Annotated in this window: 14 protein-coding genes; 8 read left to right on the top strand and 6 right to left on the bottom strand. The window is 69.2% G+C overall.

Annotated elements, in window-relative coordinates:
• Positions 1-125: 125 nt before the first annotated feature.
• The 4 genes from K2Z83_RS10705 (at position 126) to K2Z83_RS10690 (ending at position 5,960) form a co-directional block, all read left to right on the top strand.
• Positions 126-2,234, top strand: a complete 2,109-nt coding sequence (locus tag K2Z83_RS10705; RefSeq protein ID WP_220595175.1) for a putative glycoside hydrolase — start codon at positions 126-128, stop codon at positions 2,232-2,234.
• Between the two features lie 80 nt (positions 2,235-2,314).
• On the top strand, positions 2,315-4,666 hold the full coding sequence (locus tag K2Z83_RS10700) for a peptidoglycan recognition family protein (protein WP_220595174.1): 2,352 nt from the start codon (positions 2,315-2,317) through the stop codon (positions 4,664-4,666).
• The gene (locus K2Z83_RS10695; RefSeq protein WP_220595173.1) at positions 4,653-5,492 is read left to right on the top strand and encodes an NADPH-dependent oxidoreductase; all 840 of its coding nucleotides are present in this window, start codon (positions 4,653-4,655) and stop codon (positions 5,490-5,492) included. Before K2Z83_RS10700 ends, K2Z83_RS10695 begins: the two co-directional genes overlap by 14 nt.
• A 48-nt stretch (positions 5,493-5,540) precedes the next feature.
• The gene (locus tag K2Z83_RS10690) at positions 5,541-5,960 is read left to right on the top strand and encodes a thioesterase family protein (RefSeq protein ID WP_220595172.1); all 420 of its coding nucleotides are present in this window, start codon (positions 5,541-5,543) and stop codon (positions 5,958-5,960) included.
• 78 nt (positions 5,961-6,038) lie between these two features.
• Here K2Z83_RS10690 and K2Z83_RS10685 read toward each other — a convergent pair whose 3' ends face one another.
• The 3 genes from K2Z83_RS10685 to K2Z83_RS10675 form a co-directional block, all read right to left on the bottom strand.
• Positions 6,039-7,361 (bottom strand): nuclease-related domain-containing protein, encoded by a 1,323-nt coding sequence (locus K2Z83_RS10685; RefSeq protein ID WP_220595171.1) that lies wholly within the window; start codon positions 7,359-7,361, stop codon positions 6,039-6,041.
• Between the two features lie 70 nt (positions 7,362-7,431).
• Complete coding sequence (gene uvrB, locus K2Z83_RS10680; protein ID WP_220595170.1) at positions 7,432-9,438, bottom strand: excinuclease ABC subunit UvrB; 2,007 nt, start codon at positions 9,436-9,438, stop codon at positions 7,432-7,434.
• Positions 9,439-9,772: 334 nt separating this feature from the next.
• The gene (locus K2Z83_RS10675) at positions 9,773-10,573 is read right to left on the bottom strand and encodes a serine hydrolase (RefSeq protein ID WP_220595169.1); all 801 of its coding nucleotides are present in this window, start codon (positions 10,571-10,573) and stop codon (positions 9,773-9,775) included.
• A 371-nt stretch (positions 10,574-10,944) separates the two neighbouring features.
• Between K2Z83_RS10675 and K2Z83_RS10670 the strand changes: the two genes are divergently transcribed.
• Positions 10,945-11,367, top strand: coding sequence for a hypothetical protein (locus K2Z83_RS10670; protein ID WP_220595168.1), 423 nt, complete (start codon positions 10,945-10,947; stop codon positions 11,365-11,367).
• On the opposite strand, the gene K2Z83_RS10665 is transcribed toward K2Z83_RS10670, so the two are convergent.
• Positions 11,283-13,493: a serine/threonine-protein kinase gene (locus K2Z83_RS10665; protein ID WP_220595167.1), complete on the bottom strand. Its 2,211-nt coding sequence runs from the start codon at positions 13,491-13,493 to the stop codon at positions 11,283-11,285. The two genes, K2Z83_RS10670 and K2Z83_RS10665, sit on opposite strands and share 85 nt — an antisense overlap.
• Positions 13,494-13,800: 307 nt before the next feature.
• Positions 13,801-14,625: an NAD(+)/NADH kinase gene (locus K2Z83_RS10660; protein WP_220595166.1), complete on the bottom strand. Its 825-nt coding sequence runs from the start codon at positions 14,623-14,625 to the stop codon at positions 13,801-13,803.
• Positions 14,626-14,870: 245 nt separating this feature from the next.
• Between K2Z83_RS10660 and K2Z83_RS10655 the strand changes: the two genes are divergently transcribed.
• Positions 14,871-15,917, top strand: coding sequence for a M42 family metallopeptidase (locus K2Z83_RS10655; RefSeq protein ID WP_255603751.1), 1,047 nt, complete (start codon positions 14,871-14,873; stop codon positions 15,915-15,917).
• 38 nt (positions 15,918-15,955) lie between these two features.
• On the opposite strand, the gene K2Z83_RS10650 is transcribed toward K2Z83_RS10655, so the two are convergent.
• Entirely contained in the window at positions 15,956-17,227 is a 1,272-nt protein-coding gene (locus K2Z83_RS10650; protein WP_220595164.1) for an NAD(P)/FAD-dependent oxidoreductase, read from the bottom strand.
• 113 nt (positions 17,228-17,340) lie between these two features.
• On the opposite strand from K2Z83_RS10650, the gene K2Z83_RS10645 reads away from it, so the two are divergent.
• Positions 17,341-17,955, top strand: coding sequence for an NAD(P)H-dependent oxidoreductase (locus K2Z83_RS10645; RefSeq protein ID WP_220595163.1), 615 nt, complete (start codon positions 17,341-17,343; stop codon positions 17,953-17,955).
• A complete protein-coding gene (locus tag K2Z83_RS10640; RefSeq protein ID WP_220595162.1) occupies positions 17,952-19,856 on the top strand; it encodes a monovalent cation:proton antiporter-2 (CPA2) family protein in 1,905 nt (634 codons plus the stop codon). Before K2Z83_RS10645 ends, K2Z83_RS10640 begins: the two co-directional genes overlap by 4 nt.
• Positions 19,857-19,923 lie beyond the last annotated feature (67 nt).

Below are 19,923 nucleotides of genomic sequence, written 5' to 3'. Positions count from 1 at the left end.
ATTTTATCATGGCCAGTATTATCTACCACTAGCGCCCAGAGAAGATTCCAGAATGCGCAGCAGGCAATCTGCAATCTGCAATCTGCAATCTGCAATCACCCTACGGACTCCCAAGGAAAGGGACTATGCTCCGACTGAACCCTGCCGTTCTGCCCCTGCGCCCCCCCCGGCGGCCGCTCGCCGCCTTGATCATACTCCTGCTCGCTGCCGCCCTGTCCGCCTGCGCCGCACCCGACCCTGTGCTCACCGGCACCATCAAGGACGCCTACACGGGCGCGCCGATAAGTGCGGCCAGCGTGCAGGTCGGCGAGACGACGGTGACCACCGACGCCAACGGGGTCTTCAAGGCGCCGAGCTGGCGCAAGACGGACACCCTGGCGGTGACGGCGCCCGACTATGAGCCGGTGGCACTGCCTCTGGAGGCGCAGCCGCAGATCGCCGCGAGCGGCACGCTGACGATCACGCTCGACACCGCCCTGCGCCCGAACACGCTGCGCGGCGTGGTCAGCGACACCTTCAGCGGCAGGCCGCTGGCCGGGGCCGACCTGGCGATCACGGTTGATATCAGCACCACCCTGCGCGCCCAGAGCGCCGCCGACGGCAGCTACAGCTTCGAGGGCGTCCCCGAGCAGTTCAGCCTTGCGGTGAGCGCCCCCGACCACGCGCCCGTCGCCGAGCAGCTCAGCCGCACCACCAGCTACAGCCCGGCCCTGCGCCCGGATGTGCTCGCCGGACAGGTGACCGACCGCTTCAGCGGCGGGCCGGTCGCCGGGGCCATCGTCACGGTTGGCGCGGCCAAGGCCACCACCGACGCCGAGGGGCGCTATAAGGTCGTCGGCATCGCCGAGGGCGAGCAGACGGTGGAGATTGTCGCCGACGGCTACGCGCCGCTCTCTGAGGAGATCGGCCAGACGACCAGCCTGGACTCGGTGCTGCGCCCCGACACCCTGCGCGGCCGCCTGATCGACAAGGGCACCGGCGCGCCGATCGCCAACGCGACCCTGATCGCCACCGCCACCCTGCCCGGCACCGATGTGGCATATACGCAGGTCAAGGGCAGCAGCGACGGCAGCTTCACCCTCAAGGGCCTGCCCGAGCAGGGCTACCTCCAGGTGCTCTCGCCCGGCTACGCCAAGCAGGTGATCGAGATCAAGCCCGGCAACCTGCCCAGCGAGATCGCCCTCGACCGCTTCACCGTCAAGGCGCTCTACGTCACCGCCGCCGTCGCCAGCTCATCCAAGGCGCTCCAGGAGTATATCGACCTGATCGACACCACCGAGCTGAACACGATCATCATCGACATCAAGAGCGACCTGCGCGACGACCTGGGCATGGTCTACTATGACTCGCAGGTGCCCCTGGCCAAGGAGCTCGGCCTCTCTCGGGACTACATCGACATGCGCGGCCTCGTGCAGAGCCTCAGGGCCAAGGGCATCTATACCATCGCCCGCGTACAGCTCTTCTCGCATGATAACGTCCTGGCCGACGCCCGGCCCGACTGGGCGATCCACCTCAAGGAGACCGGCGAGGTCTTCGCCGACTACCCCGGCCCCGGCATCCGCTACGCCTACCTCGACCCGACCAACCGCAACGTGTGGGACTACAACATCCAGCTGGGCGTCGAGGCGGCCATGATGGGCTTCGACGAGATCAACTATGACTATATCCGCTTCCCCGACTGGTACGGCGACAAGGCCAGCTTCCGCGATACGCTACAGTTCTCCGTGCCGATCGACCCGGTCGATAACCCGGACCTGATGTTCAACACGCTGACCGAGTTTATGCAGCAGGCCCACCGCGCGGTCAACGGCGCAGGGGCGTATATGTCGATCGATGTGTTCGGGCGGGTGGTGCTCGGCCCCTCGATGACGATCGCCCAGGACATTGGGCGCATGGGCGCCTACACCGACTACATCGCCCCGATGGTCTACCCCTCGCTCTGGTGGCCCGGCGCCTTCGGCCTGGACTCGCCGGTGGACGAGCCGGCCGCCGTGCTGAACGCCGCGAACACCGCCGGGGTCGCGCAGATCCAGGATCAGTACGCCCGCCTGCGCCCCTGGCTCCAGGACCACACCGACCCCTGGGCCTACAAGGTGGTGCAGTACGGCCCGTCCCAGGTGCGCGCCCAGATCGACGCCACCGAGCAGTTCTCGCAGATCGACGGCTGGATGCTCTACGACTCGGCCAACGCCTACCGCGGGGCCTTCGGCGGCGCGGTCAAGCCCGAGAGGTAGCCCCGGCCCTCCCCCCACTGCCCCCTCTCCCGCTGCGGCGGGAGAGGGGGGCGACTCTTCTGATAGAGGTAAGGAAGCCCATGAGCCGAAGCGCCGCCCTCCCCCACCTCCTCGCCCTCGTGCTCGTCGCCGCCCTGCTCCCCTTCGCCGCGCCCGCCCGCGCGCAGCAGGCCCCGCAGGTGAAGGCGGACTCCTGGCAGCTGAGCGATGTCGCCGACTGGGAGGCCGGCGCGTCGAGCGGCCTGCTGATCACCAACAACGCCGGGGGCGAGCTGCGCCTCGCCGAGGACCAGGTCGCCGGGGCGTTCCTCTCGGCGCCCTTCGCCACGGCCTTCGCCTTCAACGCGGCCGGCGCCGTCTGGCACGCCGACCTGATCGAGGGCACCGGCGTGCGGCTTGAGCTGCGCGCCCGCGCCACCCCGCCGCCGCCCGCCGGGGGCAACCCCGACGATGGCTGGGGCGCCTGGCAGCCCCTTGAGAGCGGCGACGCCCGCTCCCAGGCCGACGACGGCGCCCTGGCCACCGCCGATGTCCTCGCCTTCCCCGCCGACAGCGCCTACCTCCAGCTGCGGGCCAGCCTGACCAGCCAGGTCGCCCGCGCCTCGGCCACGCTCAGCGCGGTGACGGTGAGCTATCTGCGCACCGCCCAGCCCACGCCGACCCTGGCCGCCGGCCTGCCGCGCCGCCCGATCCTCTCCGGCCGGGAGACGCTGACCCAGCGGCCGGTGCTGATCGGTCGCAGCGACTGGAGCGGCACCGTCGCGGCCGCCCAGCCCGCCCGGCGCGACCCGCGCGGCATCATCATCCACCAGATCGCCGCTGACCCGTCCGAAAGCAGCCTCGACCTGATGCGCGCCCTGCTGGCCTACCAGACCGATGTGCTGGGCTGGGACGATCTGGCCTACCACTATGTGATCGACGCCGGCGGCAACCTCTACGAGGGCCGCCTTGGCGGGCCGACCTCGGACGTGGGCCGGCTCTCGGGCGGCGATGTGACCATCCATATCGCGCTGGTCGCCCCCCAGGGTGCCGCGCCGAGCGCCGAGGCCCAGGGCGCCCTGATCGGCCTGCTGGCCTGGCTCGGCCAGGCCTACGACATCGCGCCTGCCGGGCAGCACATCGTACTCGTGGGCGACGCGCGCGCCCAGCGCCCCAACATCGCCGCCCACAGCGAGGCTGACCCAGCCGCAGCCGACCCGGCCCAGGCCACGCTCGCCCTGCTGCCGCAGATCCGCAGCCTGGCCGACCAGTCGACGGTGCGGGCGCGCTGGTACTTCGCCGAGGGGAATGTGGCCGACTACAGCGAGCGGCTGAGCTTTCTCAACCTCTCCGGCGCCCAGGCCGACGCGAAGGTCACGCTCATCCCCCCCGGCGAGCCGCCGCTGACCCGGATCGTCGGCGTGCCCGCCGGCGCACGCAGCGACCTCGTGCTCAACGATGTGATCTCGGGCACCACCTCGCTGCCAGCCATCGTCGAGTCGAGCGCGCCGCTCCTGGCCGAGCGCAGCATGAACCTGACCACCGATGTGGACGGCGGCCCCGGCATCAGCCGGCTCTCGCGGATCTGGTACTTCGCCGAGGGGTCCACCGAGGGCACCAACAGCACCTACCTGATCCTCTTCAACCCCCAGGCCGCCGCCGTCTCGGCGACGATCACCTACATGCGCAGCGACGGCACGCAGTTCGAGCAGAAGGTGCAGATTAGCGCGCGCGACCGGCTAGTGGTGGCGGTACACGATGTCCTGCCGGACGCCAGCTTCGGCGCGCGGGTGATCGCCGCCCAGCCGATCGCCGTCGAGCGCACCATGCGCTTCGGACGCAGCCCCGAGGGCGCGGCGCCCGGCCTGCACACCGGGCGCGGCATCGACACGCTCTCGCGGCGCTGGCTTTTTGCCGAGGGCACCACCGAGAATGGCTTCCAGATGCGCCTGCTGGTGCTTAACCCCAACGACCAGCCGGCCAACACCGAGGCCGTCTTTATGGGGCCGGACGGCGCCAGCGACGTGCGGCGCTACGCCATCCCGCCGCGCTCCCAGCTCGTGATTAACGTCAACGATGTTGTTCCCGACCTCGGCGTCTCTACTGAGGTGACTGCCGACCGGCCGGTGGCCGTGGAGCGGGCCATGACCTTCAACGGCGGCGCGGCCGGATCGGTGGGCGCCGGGGCGCTGGCCCCCGGCTACAGCTGGGCCTTCGTGGACGGGCGCACCCGCGACGCCAGCTACTACCTGTGCGTGAGCAACCCCAACCCCGCGCCGGCCACCGTGACAGTGGACTTCGTGTTCGTTGGCCGGAGGCCCCCGCGCTGCGACTTCAGTCGCGAGCGGGGCCACCGACGCTCCCAGGTTAACCCAGGACTTATTCGCGCTAACAAAAATTCCGCCGGGAGGCGGCGCAGGTTGTGGTACGATTCAGGGTATGACAACTACTGAACCTGCCACCACCGCAGCCGAGCTGCTGCGCGCCCGCTACGGTGCCGACCGCCTGCCCGCCGGCGAGAGCTGGAGCGCGGCGATCAGCGCGATCCTCCAGCACCGCTCGATCCGCAGCTACCAGGGGACGCCCCTGCCAGAGGGCGCTCTGGAGCTGCTGGTTGCCGCCGCCCAGTCCGCCTCGACCTCCTCGAATCTGCAGGCCTGGAGCGTGGTGGCCGTCGAGACCCCCGCGCGCAGGGGGCGCCTGGCCCAGCTCGCCGGCGACCAGGCCCACATCCGCCAGGCCCCGCTCTTCCTGGTCTGGCTGGCCGACCTCTCGCGCCTGGCCCGCGCGGCCGAGGCGCGGGGGATGCCGCACGCGGCCCTGGACTACACCGAGATGTTTCTGCTGGCGGCGGTGGACGCGGCCCTGGCCGCCCAGAACGCCGCCGTGGCCGCCGAGTCGCTGGGCATGGGCGTGGTCTACATCGGCGGGATGCGCAACCGCCCCGAGGATGTGGCCGCCGAGCTGGGCCTGCCGCCCGGGGCCTTCGCCGTCTTCGGGATGTGCGTGGGCTACCCCGTCGAGGACAGCGCGGCCGCGATCAAGCCGCGGCTGCCCCAGGCGGCGGTGCTGCACCGCGAGCGCTACGATACGGCGGCCGAGCCGGCCGCCCTGGAGGAGTACGGCCGGGCCATGGACGCGTTCTACGCCGAGCAGCAGATGCGCGTGCGCGGCGACTGGGTCGAGCACTCGGCCCGCCGGGTCGCCGGCCCCGAGACGCTCTCCGGGCGCGACACGCTGCGGGCCAGCCTGGGGCGGCTGGGCTTCCCGCTGAAGTAAGGGCGCAGCAGCGCCGCGCTGCTGCGCCCTTACGCTGAAGGAGCATCTATGTCTCGCGATATGCCAGCCCCGCTTGCGGGCTTCCCGTTTATCCACTGGCTCGACGTGCGCTTCCGCGACCTGGACTCGCTGGGTCACGTGAACAACGCCGTCTACGCGACCTACCTGGAGTCGGCGCGGATCGACTTCTACAGCCAGCTCACCGGCCTGCCGCTGGAGCAGCTGAACATCATCCTGGCCGAGCTGACGATCAGCTACAAGACGCCGGCCTTCTTCAACGACCGGCTGGGCGTCGGGGTGCGGATCGCCTCGTTCGGCACCAAGAGCTTCTCGATGGAGTACGCCATCGCCCGCGCCGCCGACGAGGCGCTGATCGCCAGCGCCCGCAGCGTGCTGGTGATGTATGACTACGCGGCGGGGAGGACGGTGCCGGTGCCGGATGAGCTCAGGCGTCGCGCGGCGCTTTAGGGCTTTCGCCCAGGGTATTACCGCATAGCAAAGGGTGAAATGGCTAGCTTCGCTAGCCATTTCACCCTTTGCTATGCATTATTTTTGCAGCGACACGACGAAGCTGGCCTCGCCGAAGGGCTGGTTCTTGAGGCGGACGAGGAGCGAGGAGGCGCTGCGGCTCACCGGCCGGTCGGACACAGACACTCCGCGCTCCTTGGCCCCGGGGGCCACCCGCATATTGTTGGGCTGCGAGGCATCGTCGGTGATCTGGTAGTCGTTGCCCAGGCTGTCGCTGATCTGGATGTTGTCGCTGCGCAGGGGGAAGCTGATCTCCTTGGCGCTGTTGTTCTGGACGCTCCACGTGAGGGTGATCTGGTCGCTGCACGTGGCCACCTGCTCCAGCGCCACCACCACCTCGGGCAGCAGGCCGGCGCTGCCCTCGCCGACCGCGACGCTGACCCAGCCGCCGCTCGCCCCGTCCCAGCGCTTGCCGACCAGCTGGTAGCTCGACCAGCGACATCCGCCGTCGGGGGCGTCGTCGGCGAGGGGCGCCCCCCCGGTGGGGACGCCGGTCACCTCGGCGATCGGCACGAGGGGCTGGTCGGCGTCGGGGATGATCACCTGGGCCGGGCGCATGATCAGGGCGATGAAGAGCACGGCGACCATCAGGGCGAGGCCGGCGGCGACCCGGCCGGTGGTGGTGCGCAGGATGCCCACGATCCGCTGCCAGAGGCCGGGCGGCGACTCGTCTTGTGGAGCTACCTCGATGGGCGGGGCGGGCGCAGGGGGCGGCGCATCCGGCTCGCTGATCACCCCGCGGATCACGGTGTTGATCTCGTCCCAGGGGGTGCAGTGGAGCATCTGCGGGATGGCCAGCATCTCATCGTCGGTGAGCTCGATCTCCGATGATCGCTCGGTGATCAGGTAGGCCGGCAGCTCGTCGAGTCCCTTCAGCTCGACCTTCCAGTCCAGCTCGATCTCCGAGCCCTCCTGCATCGTGGGCGAGATCACCACCGCGCGCTTGCAGGTGCGGAAGTCGATGTCGTTGGCCTTCTGCTGCGAGAGGAACTCGCGGCGGTGCTCGTTGAGGAAGTTGGTCAGGGCGTGGAAGTAGGAGATGACCTGGTTGTAGGGGTTCTTGCGGCCGGGGTTGAGCCGCTTGCGCTCGCCGTTGCGGCCCTCCACGAACCAGGGGCCGTTGACGCTGCCGATCACCCGCCCGTCGCAGTGCTTCAGCTCGACGATGAAGATCGCGTCGTGCTTGATGATCACCATGTCGACTGTCCGCCCGCCGACGCTAAAGTTGGCCAGGATCAGATGCAGGCCGTCCAGCCGGTCGAGACCGTTCGCCAGGGCCATGATCGCACGTCGCTCGTTGGGGTGTTCTGGCTTCTCGCCGATCCAGACTTGGACTGCCATACAGATTATTGTAGATTGCAGATTGCAGATTGCAGATTGCAGAGCTCAATCTGCAATCTGCAATCTGCAATTATGCATCGAGGGCCAGCGTCTTCCTCAGCTCCATCACCTGGTCGCGCAGGGCGGCGGCCTTCTCGAACTCGAGGTTTTTGGCGGCCTGCTTCATCTGCTTCTCCAGGTCTTTGATCAGCTTGTTCAGCTCGTCGCGCGGGATCTCGGCGATGATCGGCTTGGCCTGCGCGCCTTTGCCATTGACCTGGTACTCGCCGCGCTCCTCGGCCATCTTGCGCAGGCGGTCGGAGAGGTCGCGCACGCCTTTGGAGATGCCCACCGGGACGATGTTGTGGCGCGCGTTGTGGGCGATCTGGATGTCGCGGCGGCGGCGGGTCTCCTTGATCGCGGCGTCCATCGAGTTGGTGACGCTGTCGGCGTACATGATCACCCGGCCCTCCAGGTGGCGGGCGGCCCGGCCGATGATCTGGATGAGCGAGGTCTCCGAGCGCAGGAAGCCCTCTTTGTCGGCGTCGAGGATGGCGACAAGGCTGACCTCGGGCAGGTCGAGGCCCTCGCGCAGTAGGTTGATGCCGACCACCACGTCATACACGCCCAGGCGCAGGTCGCGCAGGATCTCGACCCGCTCCATGGTGTCGATGTCGGAGTGCAGGTACATCGTGCGCACTCCGGTCTCCTTGAGGTAGTCGGCCAGATCCTCGGCCATGCGCTTGGTGAGGGTGGTGACGAGGGCGCGCTGGCCCTTCTCGACCCGCTTGCGCACCTCGGACACCAGATCGTCCACCTGGCCCTTGGAGGGGCGCACCTCGATCATCGGGTCGACTAGGCCGGTGGGCCGGATGATCTGCTCGACGACCTGCTGGCTGTGCTCGCGCTCGTAGGGGCCGGGGGTGGCCGAGACATAGATCGCATGGTAGATATGCTCCTCGAACTCCTCGAAGTGCATGGGCCGGTTGTCGAGGGCCGAGGGCAGGCGGAAGCCGAAGTCGACCAGCGTCTCCTTGCGCGAGCGGTCGCCCTTATACATGCCGCGCACCTGGGGCAGGCTGATGTGGCTCTCGTCGACGAAGAGCAGGAAGTCGTCGGGGAAGTAGTCGATCAGGGTCCAGGGCGTCTGTCCGGGGCTGCGGCCGTCCATGTGGCGCGAGTAGTTCTCGATGCCGGAGCAGTAGCCGACCTCGCCGAGCATCTCCAGATCGTACATGGTGCGCTGCTTGAGGCGGGCGGCCTCCAGGACCTTGCCGTTCGCCTCAAGCTCGCGCAGGCGCTCGCCGAGCTCGTCCTGGATGCTGCGCACGGCGCCGGCGAGCTTATCCTTGGTGGTGACGAAGTGCTTGGCCGGGTAGATGTCCACGGCGGTGCGGGTGAGCAGGATCTCGCCGGTGAGCGGGTCGAGCTCGACGATCCGCTCGACATCGTCGCCCCAGAACTCGACGCGCACGGCTGTCTCGCTGTTGGCCGGCATGATGTCGAGGGTATCGCCGCGGACGCGGAAGGTGCCGCGGTGGAAGTCGATGTCGTTGCGCTCGAACTGCAGGTCGATCAGCTGGCGCAGCAGCTTGTCGCGGTTGCGCACCTCGCCGGCGCGGATGGGGATGACCACCTGGCCGTAGTCCTGGGGCGAGCCGAGGCCGAAGATCGCCGAGACCGAGGCGACGATCAGCACGTCGCGGCGGGTGAAGAGAGCCTGGGTGGCGGCGTGGCGCAGCCGGTCGATCTCCTCATTGATGCTGGCCTCCTTCTCGATGTACAGGTCCTTGCTGGGCACGTAGGCCTCAGGGGTGTACTCATCGTAGTAGGAGATGAACATCTCGACGGCGGCGTCGGGCAGGAAGTCGCGGAACTCGGCCCAGAGCTGGGAGACCAGCGTCTTGTTATGGGCGAGCACCAGGGTCGGGCGCTTGACCTGCTCGAAGATCCAGGCCATGACGGCCGTCTTACCGGTAGCCGTGGCCCCCAGCAGGGTCTGGTGGCGGTGGCCCTCGCCCAGGCCCTCCACCAGCTTTCGGATCGCCTCGGGCTGGTCGCCGGTCGGCGTATAGGGTGCCTCAACACGAAAGGTCATAGGGGCGCTCTTTATTCAGCAATGATACGTCAGAAGCCAGAAGCCAGAGGCCCGGTGGCGCTGCGCTGCGCCGGGGCGGCTGACTCCTGACTCCTGACGGCTATCAGTATTATAGCCTACCGTCACAGGTTTTGCATGGTTCGTGGGGCCGATCTTTTGTTCTAGTGGTCTGACTCTGTGATCATGAGGAGGGATTGGTGGCACCCGTCGGGGCGCAGCAGCGCCGCGCTGCTGCGCCCTTACTGGTGGCACCCGTCGGGGCGCAGCAGCGCCGCGCTGCTGCGCCCTTACTGGTGGCACCCGTCGGGGCGCGCAGCGCCGCGCTGCTGCGCCCTTACACCTCGTCGGGGATGAGCAGCGCCTGGGCCAGGCGGGCGATGGCGAGCAGGCCGGGGTTGTCGGGCGTCCAGTCGACTATGGGCATGCTGGCGCAGAAGGCGGCCAGCACAAAGCGCCGGCCGTCGGGCGCGGTGATGACCCCGGCGTCGGCGCGCAGCGCCTCAACCGCACCGGTCTTGCCGGCGTAGGCCCAGCCCTCGGGCAGCATGCGCGGGATGCCGGCGCGGTCTTGCTGGGTGGCCAGGATGTCCCGCACTGTGTCGGCGGCCGCGCCGTCGCCGAGCTGGCGCCGGGCGATCTTGACCAGCAGGCCGGCCATCTCGTCGGCGGTGGTGACGCCGAGGCCGAAAGGGATGCTCGCCGGGGTGTCGGGGCTGAAAGCGCGGCGCAGCAGGCGGGTCTGAGCCATGCCGAGGGCCTGGGCGCGGGCGTTGATCGCCTCGATGCCGACCCGGTCGATCAGCATGTTGGTAGCGGTGTTGTCGGAGAGGGCGGTCATCAGCAGGCAGAGGTCACGCAGGCTGAGGCTGAGCCCGGCGCCCAGCTCCTTGAGGATGCCGGAGCCGGCAACCTTGACGGCTTCAGCCAGGGTGATCGGCTCGTCCCATCTGAGCGCCCCCTCGTCGACGGCCAGGGCGATGTGGACAAGCATTGGCAGCTTGATCACGCTGGCCGTGGGCACGCGCTCGTCGGCGCGGTGGCGTGCCCAGATGCCGGTCTGCAGGTCGTGGAAGGCGAAGGCGATCTGTCCGCCCGCCTCGTGGGCGAGCGACTCGACGAGGTCGGGGGTGGACATGGGTGGCCTCTCTACTGTGGGTGCGACGTATAGTCTTATGTGGGCGGGCGGCCGAAGCCGCGCCGGGGGGGCCTGCGTCCGCCCGCCCGCCTTCGCGGGCGGTTCCGGCGTCGGCGCAGGACGACGCTCGGCGCGCAGCGCCCCGGCGACGCGGATTCAGCCGCCCGCCATGGCACCGTTGCAGAACCATGCGTCACACCCTCTATTGCGCGGCGGCGCGCCGCAGCCTGCGGAGTATTGTACACTCTGGGGGCGACTGCACAGACTGAAGAAAGGACATAAGCTCGGCTCCCACGCATAATCCGCTCGGCCAGCTGATCGGCCGCCCGCTGGCGGGATGGTCTCCGCCGTCGAGGCCGCCGTGCGAGCCCATGGCCGGGCGCTTCTGCCGGGTCGAGCCGCTGGATCTCGATCGCCACGCCGCCGACCTGCACGCGGCCAACCTGGCCGACGCCGAGGGGCGCATGTGGACCTACCTGGCCTACGGCCCGTTTGGCAGCCTGGACGACTATCTGGCCTGGGCGGGGCGCGTGGCCGGCGGCGACGACCCGCTGTTCCACGCGATCATCGACGGCGCGAGCGGGCGGGCCGTGGGGCTGGCCAGCTACCTGATGCGGCGGGCCTTCGCGCTGGGCTACCCGCGGGAGAGCTTGAGGAGGTCAACGCGGTGCTGGGTTAGTTGCGTGGGCAGGCGGGCGGCGCTGGTGAACTATCGCACCACGTCGCCCGCCGTGCTCAGTCGCACCAAACCAAAGACCTGCGGTAGTTGGGGGTCATCGATCGCGGGGACATAGCCAATGGTCGGTTTGGGCTCAGTGGCCGGGCGGCCGGTCTGCACGATCACGTAGAAGCTCTTACCATCGCCGCTGGCGAAGATGTGACGGCCATAGGAGCGGTAGGTCGTGACGCCGCTTTTAAAGTCGGGCAACGTCACGACCCCCTCAGGGTTGAGCGTCTCGTACTCGAAGAAGTAGACCTCGTTCTGGTCGGCGACGCGCCCCTCGTCGGCGTAGGCAAAGCGTGGCAGGGCAGCAATTGTACCGGTCTCGGTCACAAAGGCGGCATCGGCAACGCCCTTGAGCGGGCTGAGGCTCCCGGTATAGGTCATATCGCGCTCGCGCTCAGGCGCAGCCCGAAAAACGTTGGCGCAGGCGGTGACGATCTTATGGCCCTCGGGCGCGACCCACAGATCGCCGCACATCTCGTAGTCGCCGTGGTAGGGCGAGTCATAGAGCGCAACTGGCGCATCGCCTGAGATGTCGAAGTGCGCGATGTCGGACGGCGAGAGGCCGCGGTCGGCGGTGTAGAGGCTAGCGCTATCCGGGCCGAGCGCCAGCTGGGTCTGGGCATAGATCTGGTTCGATTGCCCAAGTACCTCGCGGCCACTGGACAGATCGATAGCGTGGATGGCCGACCATTGATCGCGCGCCGGCGAGACATAGACCCGGTTATTGTCGGCCAGGACGAGGCTGGAAGCCTGGGCGCTGAGCTCCAGGCTTTTTTCAACCTGCCCGCTGCGCAGGTCGACGATCGTGACCCGAGCGTCGTGACCAATGGCGGCCCTAGCTCCGTCGCGGCTGATGGCGAGGGCGGTGGCCGGCTTGGGCAGATCCACCTCCTGGGTGCTCCCGTCGATCGGGTTGACGATAAAGAGGCTGGCTGTACTCTCCTGGATCAGCAGCAGGCGATCGATGGCCGGGCTGTAGGCCGCGTCGAGGACGCGATACGGTAACGGCTGCACCTCGCCGATAACCGTGGGAAGCGGCGGGCGTGCGGCCGGCGCGGGCGCCGGGGTTGGCCAGTTGCTTGCCGCCGGCCGGCTGACAGCGGCAGGCGTACCTCCGGCCGTTGTCGTCGTGCTCGCCCCGCCCGGCACAGCGGCCCAGCGTATCCAGATGAGCGCCAGTACCAGAACGATCGCCGCGCCGATAACCGGGGGCGGCACGCGCTGGCGGCGCGGGTTCGGTCGCGCCGTCCGATAGACCGTCTCGGCCGGGGCAGCGGCTGACGGAATCGGGGGCGTCCGCGGCTCGGCGACGACCGTCGGCTGGCGACCCTGCGGCTGCTCGATGGCTGAGGGCGCACTGATGCGCCGGGTGACCGGGGCCGGCGCGTCGAGCAGCTGGCGTAGATCAGCGGCCAGCGCCCCGGCCGACTGATGGCGTGCAGCGGGGTCTTTCGCCAGCGCGCGGTTGACCACGGCGACCCAGTCCGCGGGAAGCTCGGGCCGGAACCGGCCGATATCGGGGATAGGCTCGGTGATGTGGGCCACCAGCACGCCCAGGGGCGTATCGGCCTGATAAGGCAGGCGGCCGGACAGCATCTGGAAGAGGGTCACACCTAACGCGTAGACATCGACCAGAGCCGTGAGCCCACCGGGGCGCGAGATCTCAGGGGCCATATAGTCAGGCGTGCCGATGTTGCCGCTGCCAGTGAGCTGCGCGGTGGCCTCGCTCAGCCGGGCGATGCCGAAGTCAGAGAGGTACGGCGCGTCGCGCTGGTCGAAGAGAATGTTGGCCGGTTTGATGTCACGGTGAATGATCCCGCTGGTGTGAGCTTCGTCGAGGGCCAGGGCCAGGCTCTGGATAACCCGGGCCGCATCGGGAAGGGCCAGCGGTCCATTGCGCAGGCGGCCGGCGAGGGATCCGCCGCTCATATAGCGCATCACCAGGAAGGGCTGACCGTCTTGCTCGCCCAAGTCGTAGATCGGCACGATCGCCGGATGATCGAGCGCAACGACCGCACGAGCCTCACGTAAGAAGCGGGCGCGGAACTCAGGGTCGTGGAGGAACTCGCGGGGCAGAAGCTTCACCGCCACCTGGCGGCCTACCTGTGGATCCTGGGCGAGGTAGACAGTAGCCATTCCGCCGCGGCCGATCTCGGCGATGATCTGGTAGCGCCCGATGCTGGATGGATGCATAGAGGTGTGGATGGTAGGGTGAACATACTACGGCAACGCTCCAACGTTTCCAGATGTAGTATAGCATCGTAGGATACGTTGTCATGCGAGCGCATCCATGCAAGACGCTTTTGGCAATACCGCAGAAGTCACGCGGTGGGGCATCGCCCGCCGGGGGGCTGAAGCCCCCGGCTACGGTTCTGCGAAGGCCGCCTGCGCGGCCTGTCTGAGGCCGCGCAGGCGGCCTTCGCAAACCCTAAGCCCGCCCGTTTACGGGCCGGGCGCGGTCAGGTCACCGCGTGACTTCTGCGGTATTGCCAATACACATTTATCTTCTGAGCTTGGCGGCGAGCTGGGTGTAGAACTGGCCGCTGGGGCGTAGCCGCAGGAAGGTGCAGACCTGGGCGCTGCGGCGCGCCATCACCTCGTCGCCCTCGCGCAGCGGCAGGTTATTGCGCCCGTCGATGGCGATGCTGGAGTTGTCGCGGCTGCGCAGGGCCATCGTCACCACCGCGGCCTCGTGGAGCACCATCGAGGGCACATTGGTCAGGTGCGCGGCGATCGGCACCAGCGCCAGCGCCCGCGAGCGCGGGTCGATGATCGGCCCCCCGGCGGCCATGGCGTAGGCCGTGGATCCGGTGGCCGTGGCGACGATCACCCCGTCGGCCATGTAGGTCGTCAGCGGCGAGCCGTCGATCAACACCTCGACATTGATCACCCGGCTCACGTCGCGGCGCGAGATGACCACCTCATTCAGTGCCACAAAGTCCAGGATGTGCTCGCCCTCGCGCCAGAGCGACGCATCGATCAGGGCGCGCTCGTCGTGCCATCCCCCGCCCTTCAGCAGAGTCTCCATGCCCTCGTACAGCTCTTGCGGCCCGATCTCGGCCATAAAGCTGAGGTGCCCGAGCGCCACCGGCAGCACTGGCAGGCTGGTGGGGAAGGCCAGGCGGGCCGCCCGCAGCACCGTGCCATCGCCGCCCATCGCCACCATCAGGTCGGCGTCGTCGAGCAGATCCGGGCTCTCGCGACACTCCTGCGAGATGCCGCGCCATACATCGATCCCGCGCGCGGTCAGCCACTCGGTGAGCTGGGCCGAGTGGATGATCGACGCCTCTGAGAAGGGGTTATAGATAATGGCGATACGCTGCATTGCGCGCTCTCCCAGTTGCAGATTGTCGATAGTAGATCGCAGATGAGGGCAGGTATCTTGGATGTTGGGCGAGACACACAGCGCATGGCATTCTTCTGCACCAAATCTGCAATCTGCAATCTGCAATCTGAAATCTTGTCTTAGGATCAAGCATACCATGGATCGTGAAGGCCGACAGGGAGGGTGCTATAATGCGCCATCTCTGAACTGACCCAGGAGCATACACACCTATGGATGAGTTACGCATGACATTCCTGAAGCGGCTGCTGGGCACCCCCGGCCCCTCGGGCGATGAGGCGGCGGCGGCGAAGGTCTGGCGCGACGAGGCGAAGGGCTTCGCCGATAGAGTCTCTACCGATGTGGGCGGCAACAGCTACGCGCTGATCGAGGGGGCCGGGCCGCGGGTGCTGCTGGCTGGCCATATCGACGAGATCGGCCTGATGGTCAGCTATATCGATGAGGGCGGCTACCTCTCCTTCTCCACGATCGGCGGCTGGGACGCCCAGGTGCTGGTGGCCCAGCGGGTGCGCCTGCTCGGCCACGCCGGCGAGGTGATCGGCGTGATCGGCAAGAAGCCCATCCACCTGCTCAAGCCCGATGAGCGCGGCCAGGCCAGCACGATCGAGCGCATGTGGATCGACATCGGCGTCGATAGCCGCGACGAGGCGCTAGAGCGTGTGCGGGTCGGCTGCGTCGGCGTGATCGACGCGCCGCTCTACGAGCTGCCCCACGGCCGCATCGTCAGCCGCGCGCTCGACAACCGTATCGGCGCGTTCACGGTGCTGGAGGCCCTGCGCCTGCTCAGCCAGGATCGCCCCGCCGCCAGCGTGGCCGCCGTGGCCACCGCCCAGGAGGAGATCACCTTCGCCGGGGCCGCCTCCGCCGCCTTCAGCTTCGACCCGCAGGTGGCGATCGCCGTGGATGTGACCTTCGCCACCGACCACCCCGAGTCCAGCAAGCAGCAGTACGGCGATGTGAAGCTGGGCGGCGGCCCGGTGCTCTCGCGCGGCTCGGCCAACAGCCCGCTGGTCTACGCGCGCCTGGTCGAGGTCGCCGAGCGTGAGGGGATCGCCTACAGCCTGCAGATCTCCCCGCGCTACACCGGCACCGACGCCGACGCCATCCACAAGGCCCGCGGCGGCGTGGCCACCGGGGTCGTGTCCATCCCCAACCGCTACATGCACTCGCCCAACGAGATGGTGGATATGGCCGATGTGGCGGCCGCCGCCCGCCTGATCGCCGCCTTCGTGCGCAGCATCTCCAGCGCCGACGAGTTCATCCCGGCGGCGTAGGGACGGCGGGGGCGTAGCAGCGCTGCGCTGCTACGCCCTTACGAACCCAGGATCTCCCCCGCAGCCCGCAGCCCGCTCTCGATCGCGCCGTGGACGGTCTGCGGGTTGCTGTCGTAGGCCGTGGCCTCGCCGGCGAAGAAGAGCCGGTCGCCCTCGGGCGCTGCCAGGCCCACCCGCGCCTGGGCCGCCCCCGGCGGCACGTGGGCGTAGCCGCCCTGGGCGTAGGCGTCGGCCGCCCACGAGACGCGCCGGGCCATCAGGCAGCGCGGCAGCGGGTCGGCCGCGCCGAGCAGGCCGCGCAGCTCCTCCAGTCCCAGGCGCAGGGCCGCCTCCTCGCCCAGCCCGTCGATCGCCTCGGCCCGGCCGGCGGTGACGTAGCAGGCGATCACCGCCGCGCCCTCCCGCCCGTGGCCCGGCGTCCACCAGCGGCTCGCCGCCCCCAGGTGCGCCATGTAGGTGAGCCCCTCGTCCCAGAGCGGCTCGTCGAAGCGGTAGATCAGCTTGGTGGCCGCCGCGCTGCGCAGCGCGCCGATCGCCCGCAGCTTGGCCTCGCCCAGGGGCGGGGCGAAGCGCAGCGCCCCGGCCCTGAGCAGGCTCGCCGGCAGCGTCACCACGCAGCGCTCCGCCGTGAACAGCCCCGCGCCCGTCTCCACCTCAACCCCGCGCGGCCCCCGGCGGACCAGCTGCGCCGGGGCGCCCAGGGTGATCGCCAGGCCGCGGGCGAGCCACCCCAGCAGCGCGCCGTAGCCCTCGGCCACGCGGAACTCCAGCGGGCCGGCGCGGTCGGCGCGCATCTCGCGGGCCAGGTCGGCGCAGCTCAGGCCGCCCAGCGGCGCGCAGCATGTCTGCGCCAGGATGACGTCGGCGATCTCTAGGGCCTGCCCATCGAAGCCCCGCCCGCGCAGGTAGTCGGCCAGAGATATGTCGGGGACGCCCTCGCCCCAGGGCGTGGCGGCCAGATCGGCGTAGGCCGCCTTGATCGCGACGATGGTGTCGCGCGGCCCGGCGGGCAGCTCGCCCAGCGGACGGGCGGGCCCGCCGTCCGCCCAGCGCATGCGCCCGTAGCGATCCACCGGGATATCGTGGAGCCCGGCCTCGGCCAGCAGCCGCCGGGTGACGGTGGCCTCGCCGTGGATCAGCTCGGCGCCGAGCTCGATCGGGAAGGGCGCCAGCCCCTCGGTCGTCCAGATCCGGCCGCCGATGCGCTCGCGGGCCTCGAGCACCCGCACGTCCGCCCCGCCGTCGTGGAGCCTTCTGGCCGCCGCCAGCCCCGCCGCCCCCGCCCCGATCACGATCACCTCGCTGTGCATGTCGTTCGCCGTTCGTCGCCCCGCCCACATGGGCAGGGGCGAATATGAGTATTCTCAGGTATCATCAATATAATCTGGCGCTCTTCTTTTTCAATGCTCACATGTCCACTCCCATGAATAAAATACTCATCCTCTTCGCCCACCCGGCCCTGGACAAGTCGCGCGTACACCGCCGGCTGATCCGCGCGGTGCCGGACCTGCCCGGGATCACCGTCAACGACCTGTACGACGCCTACCCGGACTTTGACATCGACGTGGCCCGCGAGCAGGGGCTGCTCGCGGCACACGACCTGATCATCCTCCAGCACCCATTCTACTGGTACAGCACGCCGGCGATCATCAAGCAGTGGGAGGACCTGGTGCTGGAGCACGGCTGGGCCTACGGCTCGCAGGGCGCCGCCCTGCGCGGCAAGCGGCTGCTGAGCCTGATCACCACCGGCGGCGCGGCGGCGGCCTACCGCCACGAGGGCTACAACCGCTTCACCGTGCGCGAGCTGCTCGCTCCGATCGAGCAGACGGCCTACCTCTGCGGGATGGAGTACCTGCCGCCCTATCTCATCCAGGGCACCCACCGCATGGACGAGGACGAGATCGAGCTGGAGGTGGGCCGCTACCGCCAGCTGCTCGCCCTGCTCCACGCGGGCCGGATCGACCTCGATGCCGCCCGCGGCCAGCCGAGCCTCAACCCGTCATTCGACCGGGCGATCAGCCAGGAGGTGCCGACATGAGCAGCGAGAGCTTCCTCGCCCAGGCCTTCATCTACCTGGCGGCCGCCGTGGTGGCCGTGCCGATCGCCAAGCGCCTCGGCCTCGGCTCGGTGCTGGGCTACCTGCTAGCCGGGATCGCGATCGGCCCCTTCGGCCTGCACCTGGTGGGCGCCGAGGGCCAGGACGTGATGCACTTCGCCGAGTTCGGCGTGGTGATGATGCTGTTCGTGGTGGGCCTGGAGCTGGAGCCGGCCCTGCTCTGGCGGCTGCGCGCGCCCATCCTCGGCCTGGGCGGGCTTCAGGTGCTGCTGACCGTGCTGGCCGTGGCCGGCGTGGCCCTGGCCATCGGCATGAGCTGGCAGGTGGCCCTGGCCATCGGCATGATCCTGGCCCCATCTTCAACCGCGATCGTGCTCCAGTCCCTCGCCGAGAAGGGCGTCCTGAAGACCGAGGGCGGCCAGAGCGCCTTCGCCGTGCTGCTCTTCCAGGATATCGCGGTCATCCCGATGCTGGCCCTCTTCCCGATGCTTGCCACCGCGCCCCACGGCGGCGCGGAGGATGCCGGCCACGCCGCCGAGGCGACGACGCTGGTGGGCGGGCTGCCCGGCTGGGCGCAGACCCTGGCGGTGCTGGGGGCGGTGGCGGCGGTGGTGCTGGCCGGGCGCTTCCTGGTGCGCCCGGCCCTGCGCGCGATCGCCGCCGCCCGCCTGCGCGAGCTCTTCACCGCCGCCGCGCTGCTGCTGGTGATCGGCATCGCCCTGCTGATGACCGCCGTCGGCCTCAGCCCAGCCCTGGGCACCTTCCTGGCCGGCGTGGTGCTGGCCAACAGCGAGTACCGCCACGAGCTGGAGAGCGACATCGACCCCTTCAAGGGGCTGCTGCTCGGCCTCTTCTTCATTGCCGTGGGGGCGTCGGTGGACTTCGCGCTCATCCTGGCCCAGCCCCTGCTGATCGCCGGCCTGGTGCTGGCGATCATCGCCCTGAAGTTCGCCGTGCTCTTCGGCCTCGCGCGGGCCTTTAAACTCAGCCTCGACCAGGGGCTGCTCTTCGCCTTCGCCCTGCCCCAGGTGGGCGAGTTCGCCTTTGTGCTCTGCTCCTTCGCCAACCAGCAGGGCGTCCTCGACACGACGATCACCAGCCCGATCGTGGCCGCCGTGGCCATCTCGATGGCCCTCACCCCACTGCTGCTGATCATCAACGAGCGCCTCGTGCAGCCGCGCGTCGGCACGCTCCGGGGCGATGCGCGCGAGGCCGACGCGATCAACGAGCGGTCGCCGGTGATCATCGCCGGGTTCGGCAGCTTCGGGTCCACCGTCGGCCGCCTGCTGCGGGCCAACGGGGTCGGCTCCACCGTCCTCGACATCGACTCCGACCGCGTCGACCTGCTGCGCCGCATGGGCCTGAAGGTCTACTATGGCGACGCCTCGCGCTACGACCTGCTAGAGACGGCGGGGGCCGGCGAGGCCCGCGTGCTGGTGCTGGCCCTCGACAGCCCCGAGAAGACGCTGGAGCTCGTCCACACGGCGCGCACGCACTTCCCGCACTTGACGATCGTCGCCCGCAGCTTCGACTGGCCCGACACCCACGCGCTCTACGCCGCCGGGGTGAGCCACGTCTACCGCGAGGACATCGACACCGCCGTGCGCAGCGGCGCGGACGTGATGCGCCTGCTGGGCATGCACGGCGCCACCGCCCTGCGCGCGGCCCAGGCGTTTCGCCACCACGAGGAGGCGGCACTGCGCGAGCTGACCGGCCGGGACGATGACAAGGCCGGCTATGTCAGCATGGCCCGCGAGCGGATCGAGGCACTGGAGCGGCAGATGCAGGCCGACCGCGATGCGCCCGCCCTGACGCGCGACTCCGGCTGGGACGCCGAGTCGATCCGCGAGGAGGTGCGCTCCATGCCCGCGCCTGCGGCGTAGGGCGTGGCATCACGACCGCTCAGCTCTGGTACACTATCAGGGGTGCTGCATCGTGCAGACATCTCTT

Source organism: Oscillochloris sp. ZM17-4 (assembly GCF_019599295.1).
GTDB lineage: Bacteria > Chloroflexota > Chloroflexia > Chloroflexales > Chloroflexaceae > Oscillochloris.
This window is presented reverse-complemented; position numbering and strand designations above follow the sequence as displayed.

Excerpts from the sequence above, each read along its gene's own strand:
- K2Z83_RS10665 (WP_220595167.1), bottom strand. The coding sequence starts at position 13,493 with ATGCATCCATCCAGCATCGGGCGCTACCAGATCATCGCCGAGATCGGC.
- K2Z83_RS10675 (WP_220595169.1), bottom strand. The coding sequence starts at position 10,573 with ATGTCCACCCCCGACCTCGTCGAGTCGCTCGCCCACGAGGCGGGCGGA.
- K2Z83_RS10640 (WP_220595162.1), top strand. The coding sequence starts at position 17,952 with ATGAGCAGCGAGAGCTTCCTCGCCCAGGCCTTCATCTACCTGGCGGCC.
- K2Z83_RS10670 (WP_220595168.1), top strand. The coding sequence starts at position 10,945 with ATGGCCGGGCGCTTCTGCCGGGTCGAGCCGCTGGATCTCGATCGCCAC.
- K2Z83_RS10685 (WP_220595171.1), bottom strand. The coding sequence starts at position 7,361 with ATGGCAGTCCAAGTCTGGATCGGCGAGAAGCCAGAACACCCCAACGAG.
- K2Z83_RS10645 (WP_220595163.1), top strand. The coding sequence starts at position 17,341 with ATGAATAAAATACTCATCCTCTTCGCCCACCCGGCCCTGGACAAGTCG.
- K2Z83_RS10705 (WP_220595175.1), top strand. The coding sequence starts at position 126 with ATGCTCCGACTGAACCCTGCCGTTCTGCCCCTGCGCCCCCCCCGGCGG.
- K2Z83_RS10695 (WP_220595173.1), top strand. The coding sequence starts at position 4,653 with ATGACAACTACTGAACCTGCCACCACCGCAGCCGAGCTGCTGCGCGCC.
- K2Z83_RS10690 (WP_220595172.1), top strand. The coding sequence starts at position 5,541 with ATGTCTCGCGATATGCCAGCCCCGCTTGCGGGCTTCCCGTTTATCCAC.
- K2Z83_RS10700 (WP_220595174.1), top strand. The coding sequence starts at position 2,315 with ATGAGCCGAAGCGCCGCCCTCCCCCACCTCCTCGCCCTCGTGCTCGTC.
- K2Z83_RS10655 (WP_255603751.1), top strand. The coding sequence starts at position 14,871 with ATGACATTCCTGAAGCGGCTGCTGGGCACCCCCGGCCCCTCGGGCGAT.
- uvrB (WP_220595170.1), bottom strand. The coding sequence starts at position 9,438 with ATGACCTTTCGTGTTGAGGCACCCTATACGCCGACCGGCGACCAGCCC.
- K2Z83_RS10650 (WP_220595164.1), bottom strand. The coding sequence starts at position 17,227 with ATGCACAGCGAGGTGATCGTGATCGGGGCGGGGGCGGCGGGGCTGGCG.
- K2Z83_RS10660 (WP_220595166.1), bottom strand. The coding sequence starts at position 14,625 with ATGCAGCGTATCGCCATTATCTATAACCCCTTCTCAGAGGCGTCGATC.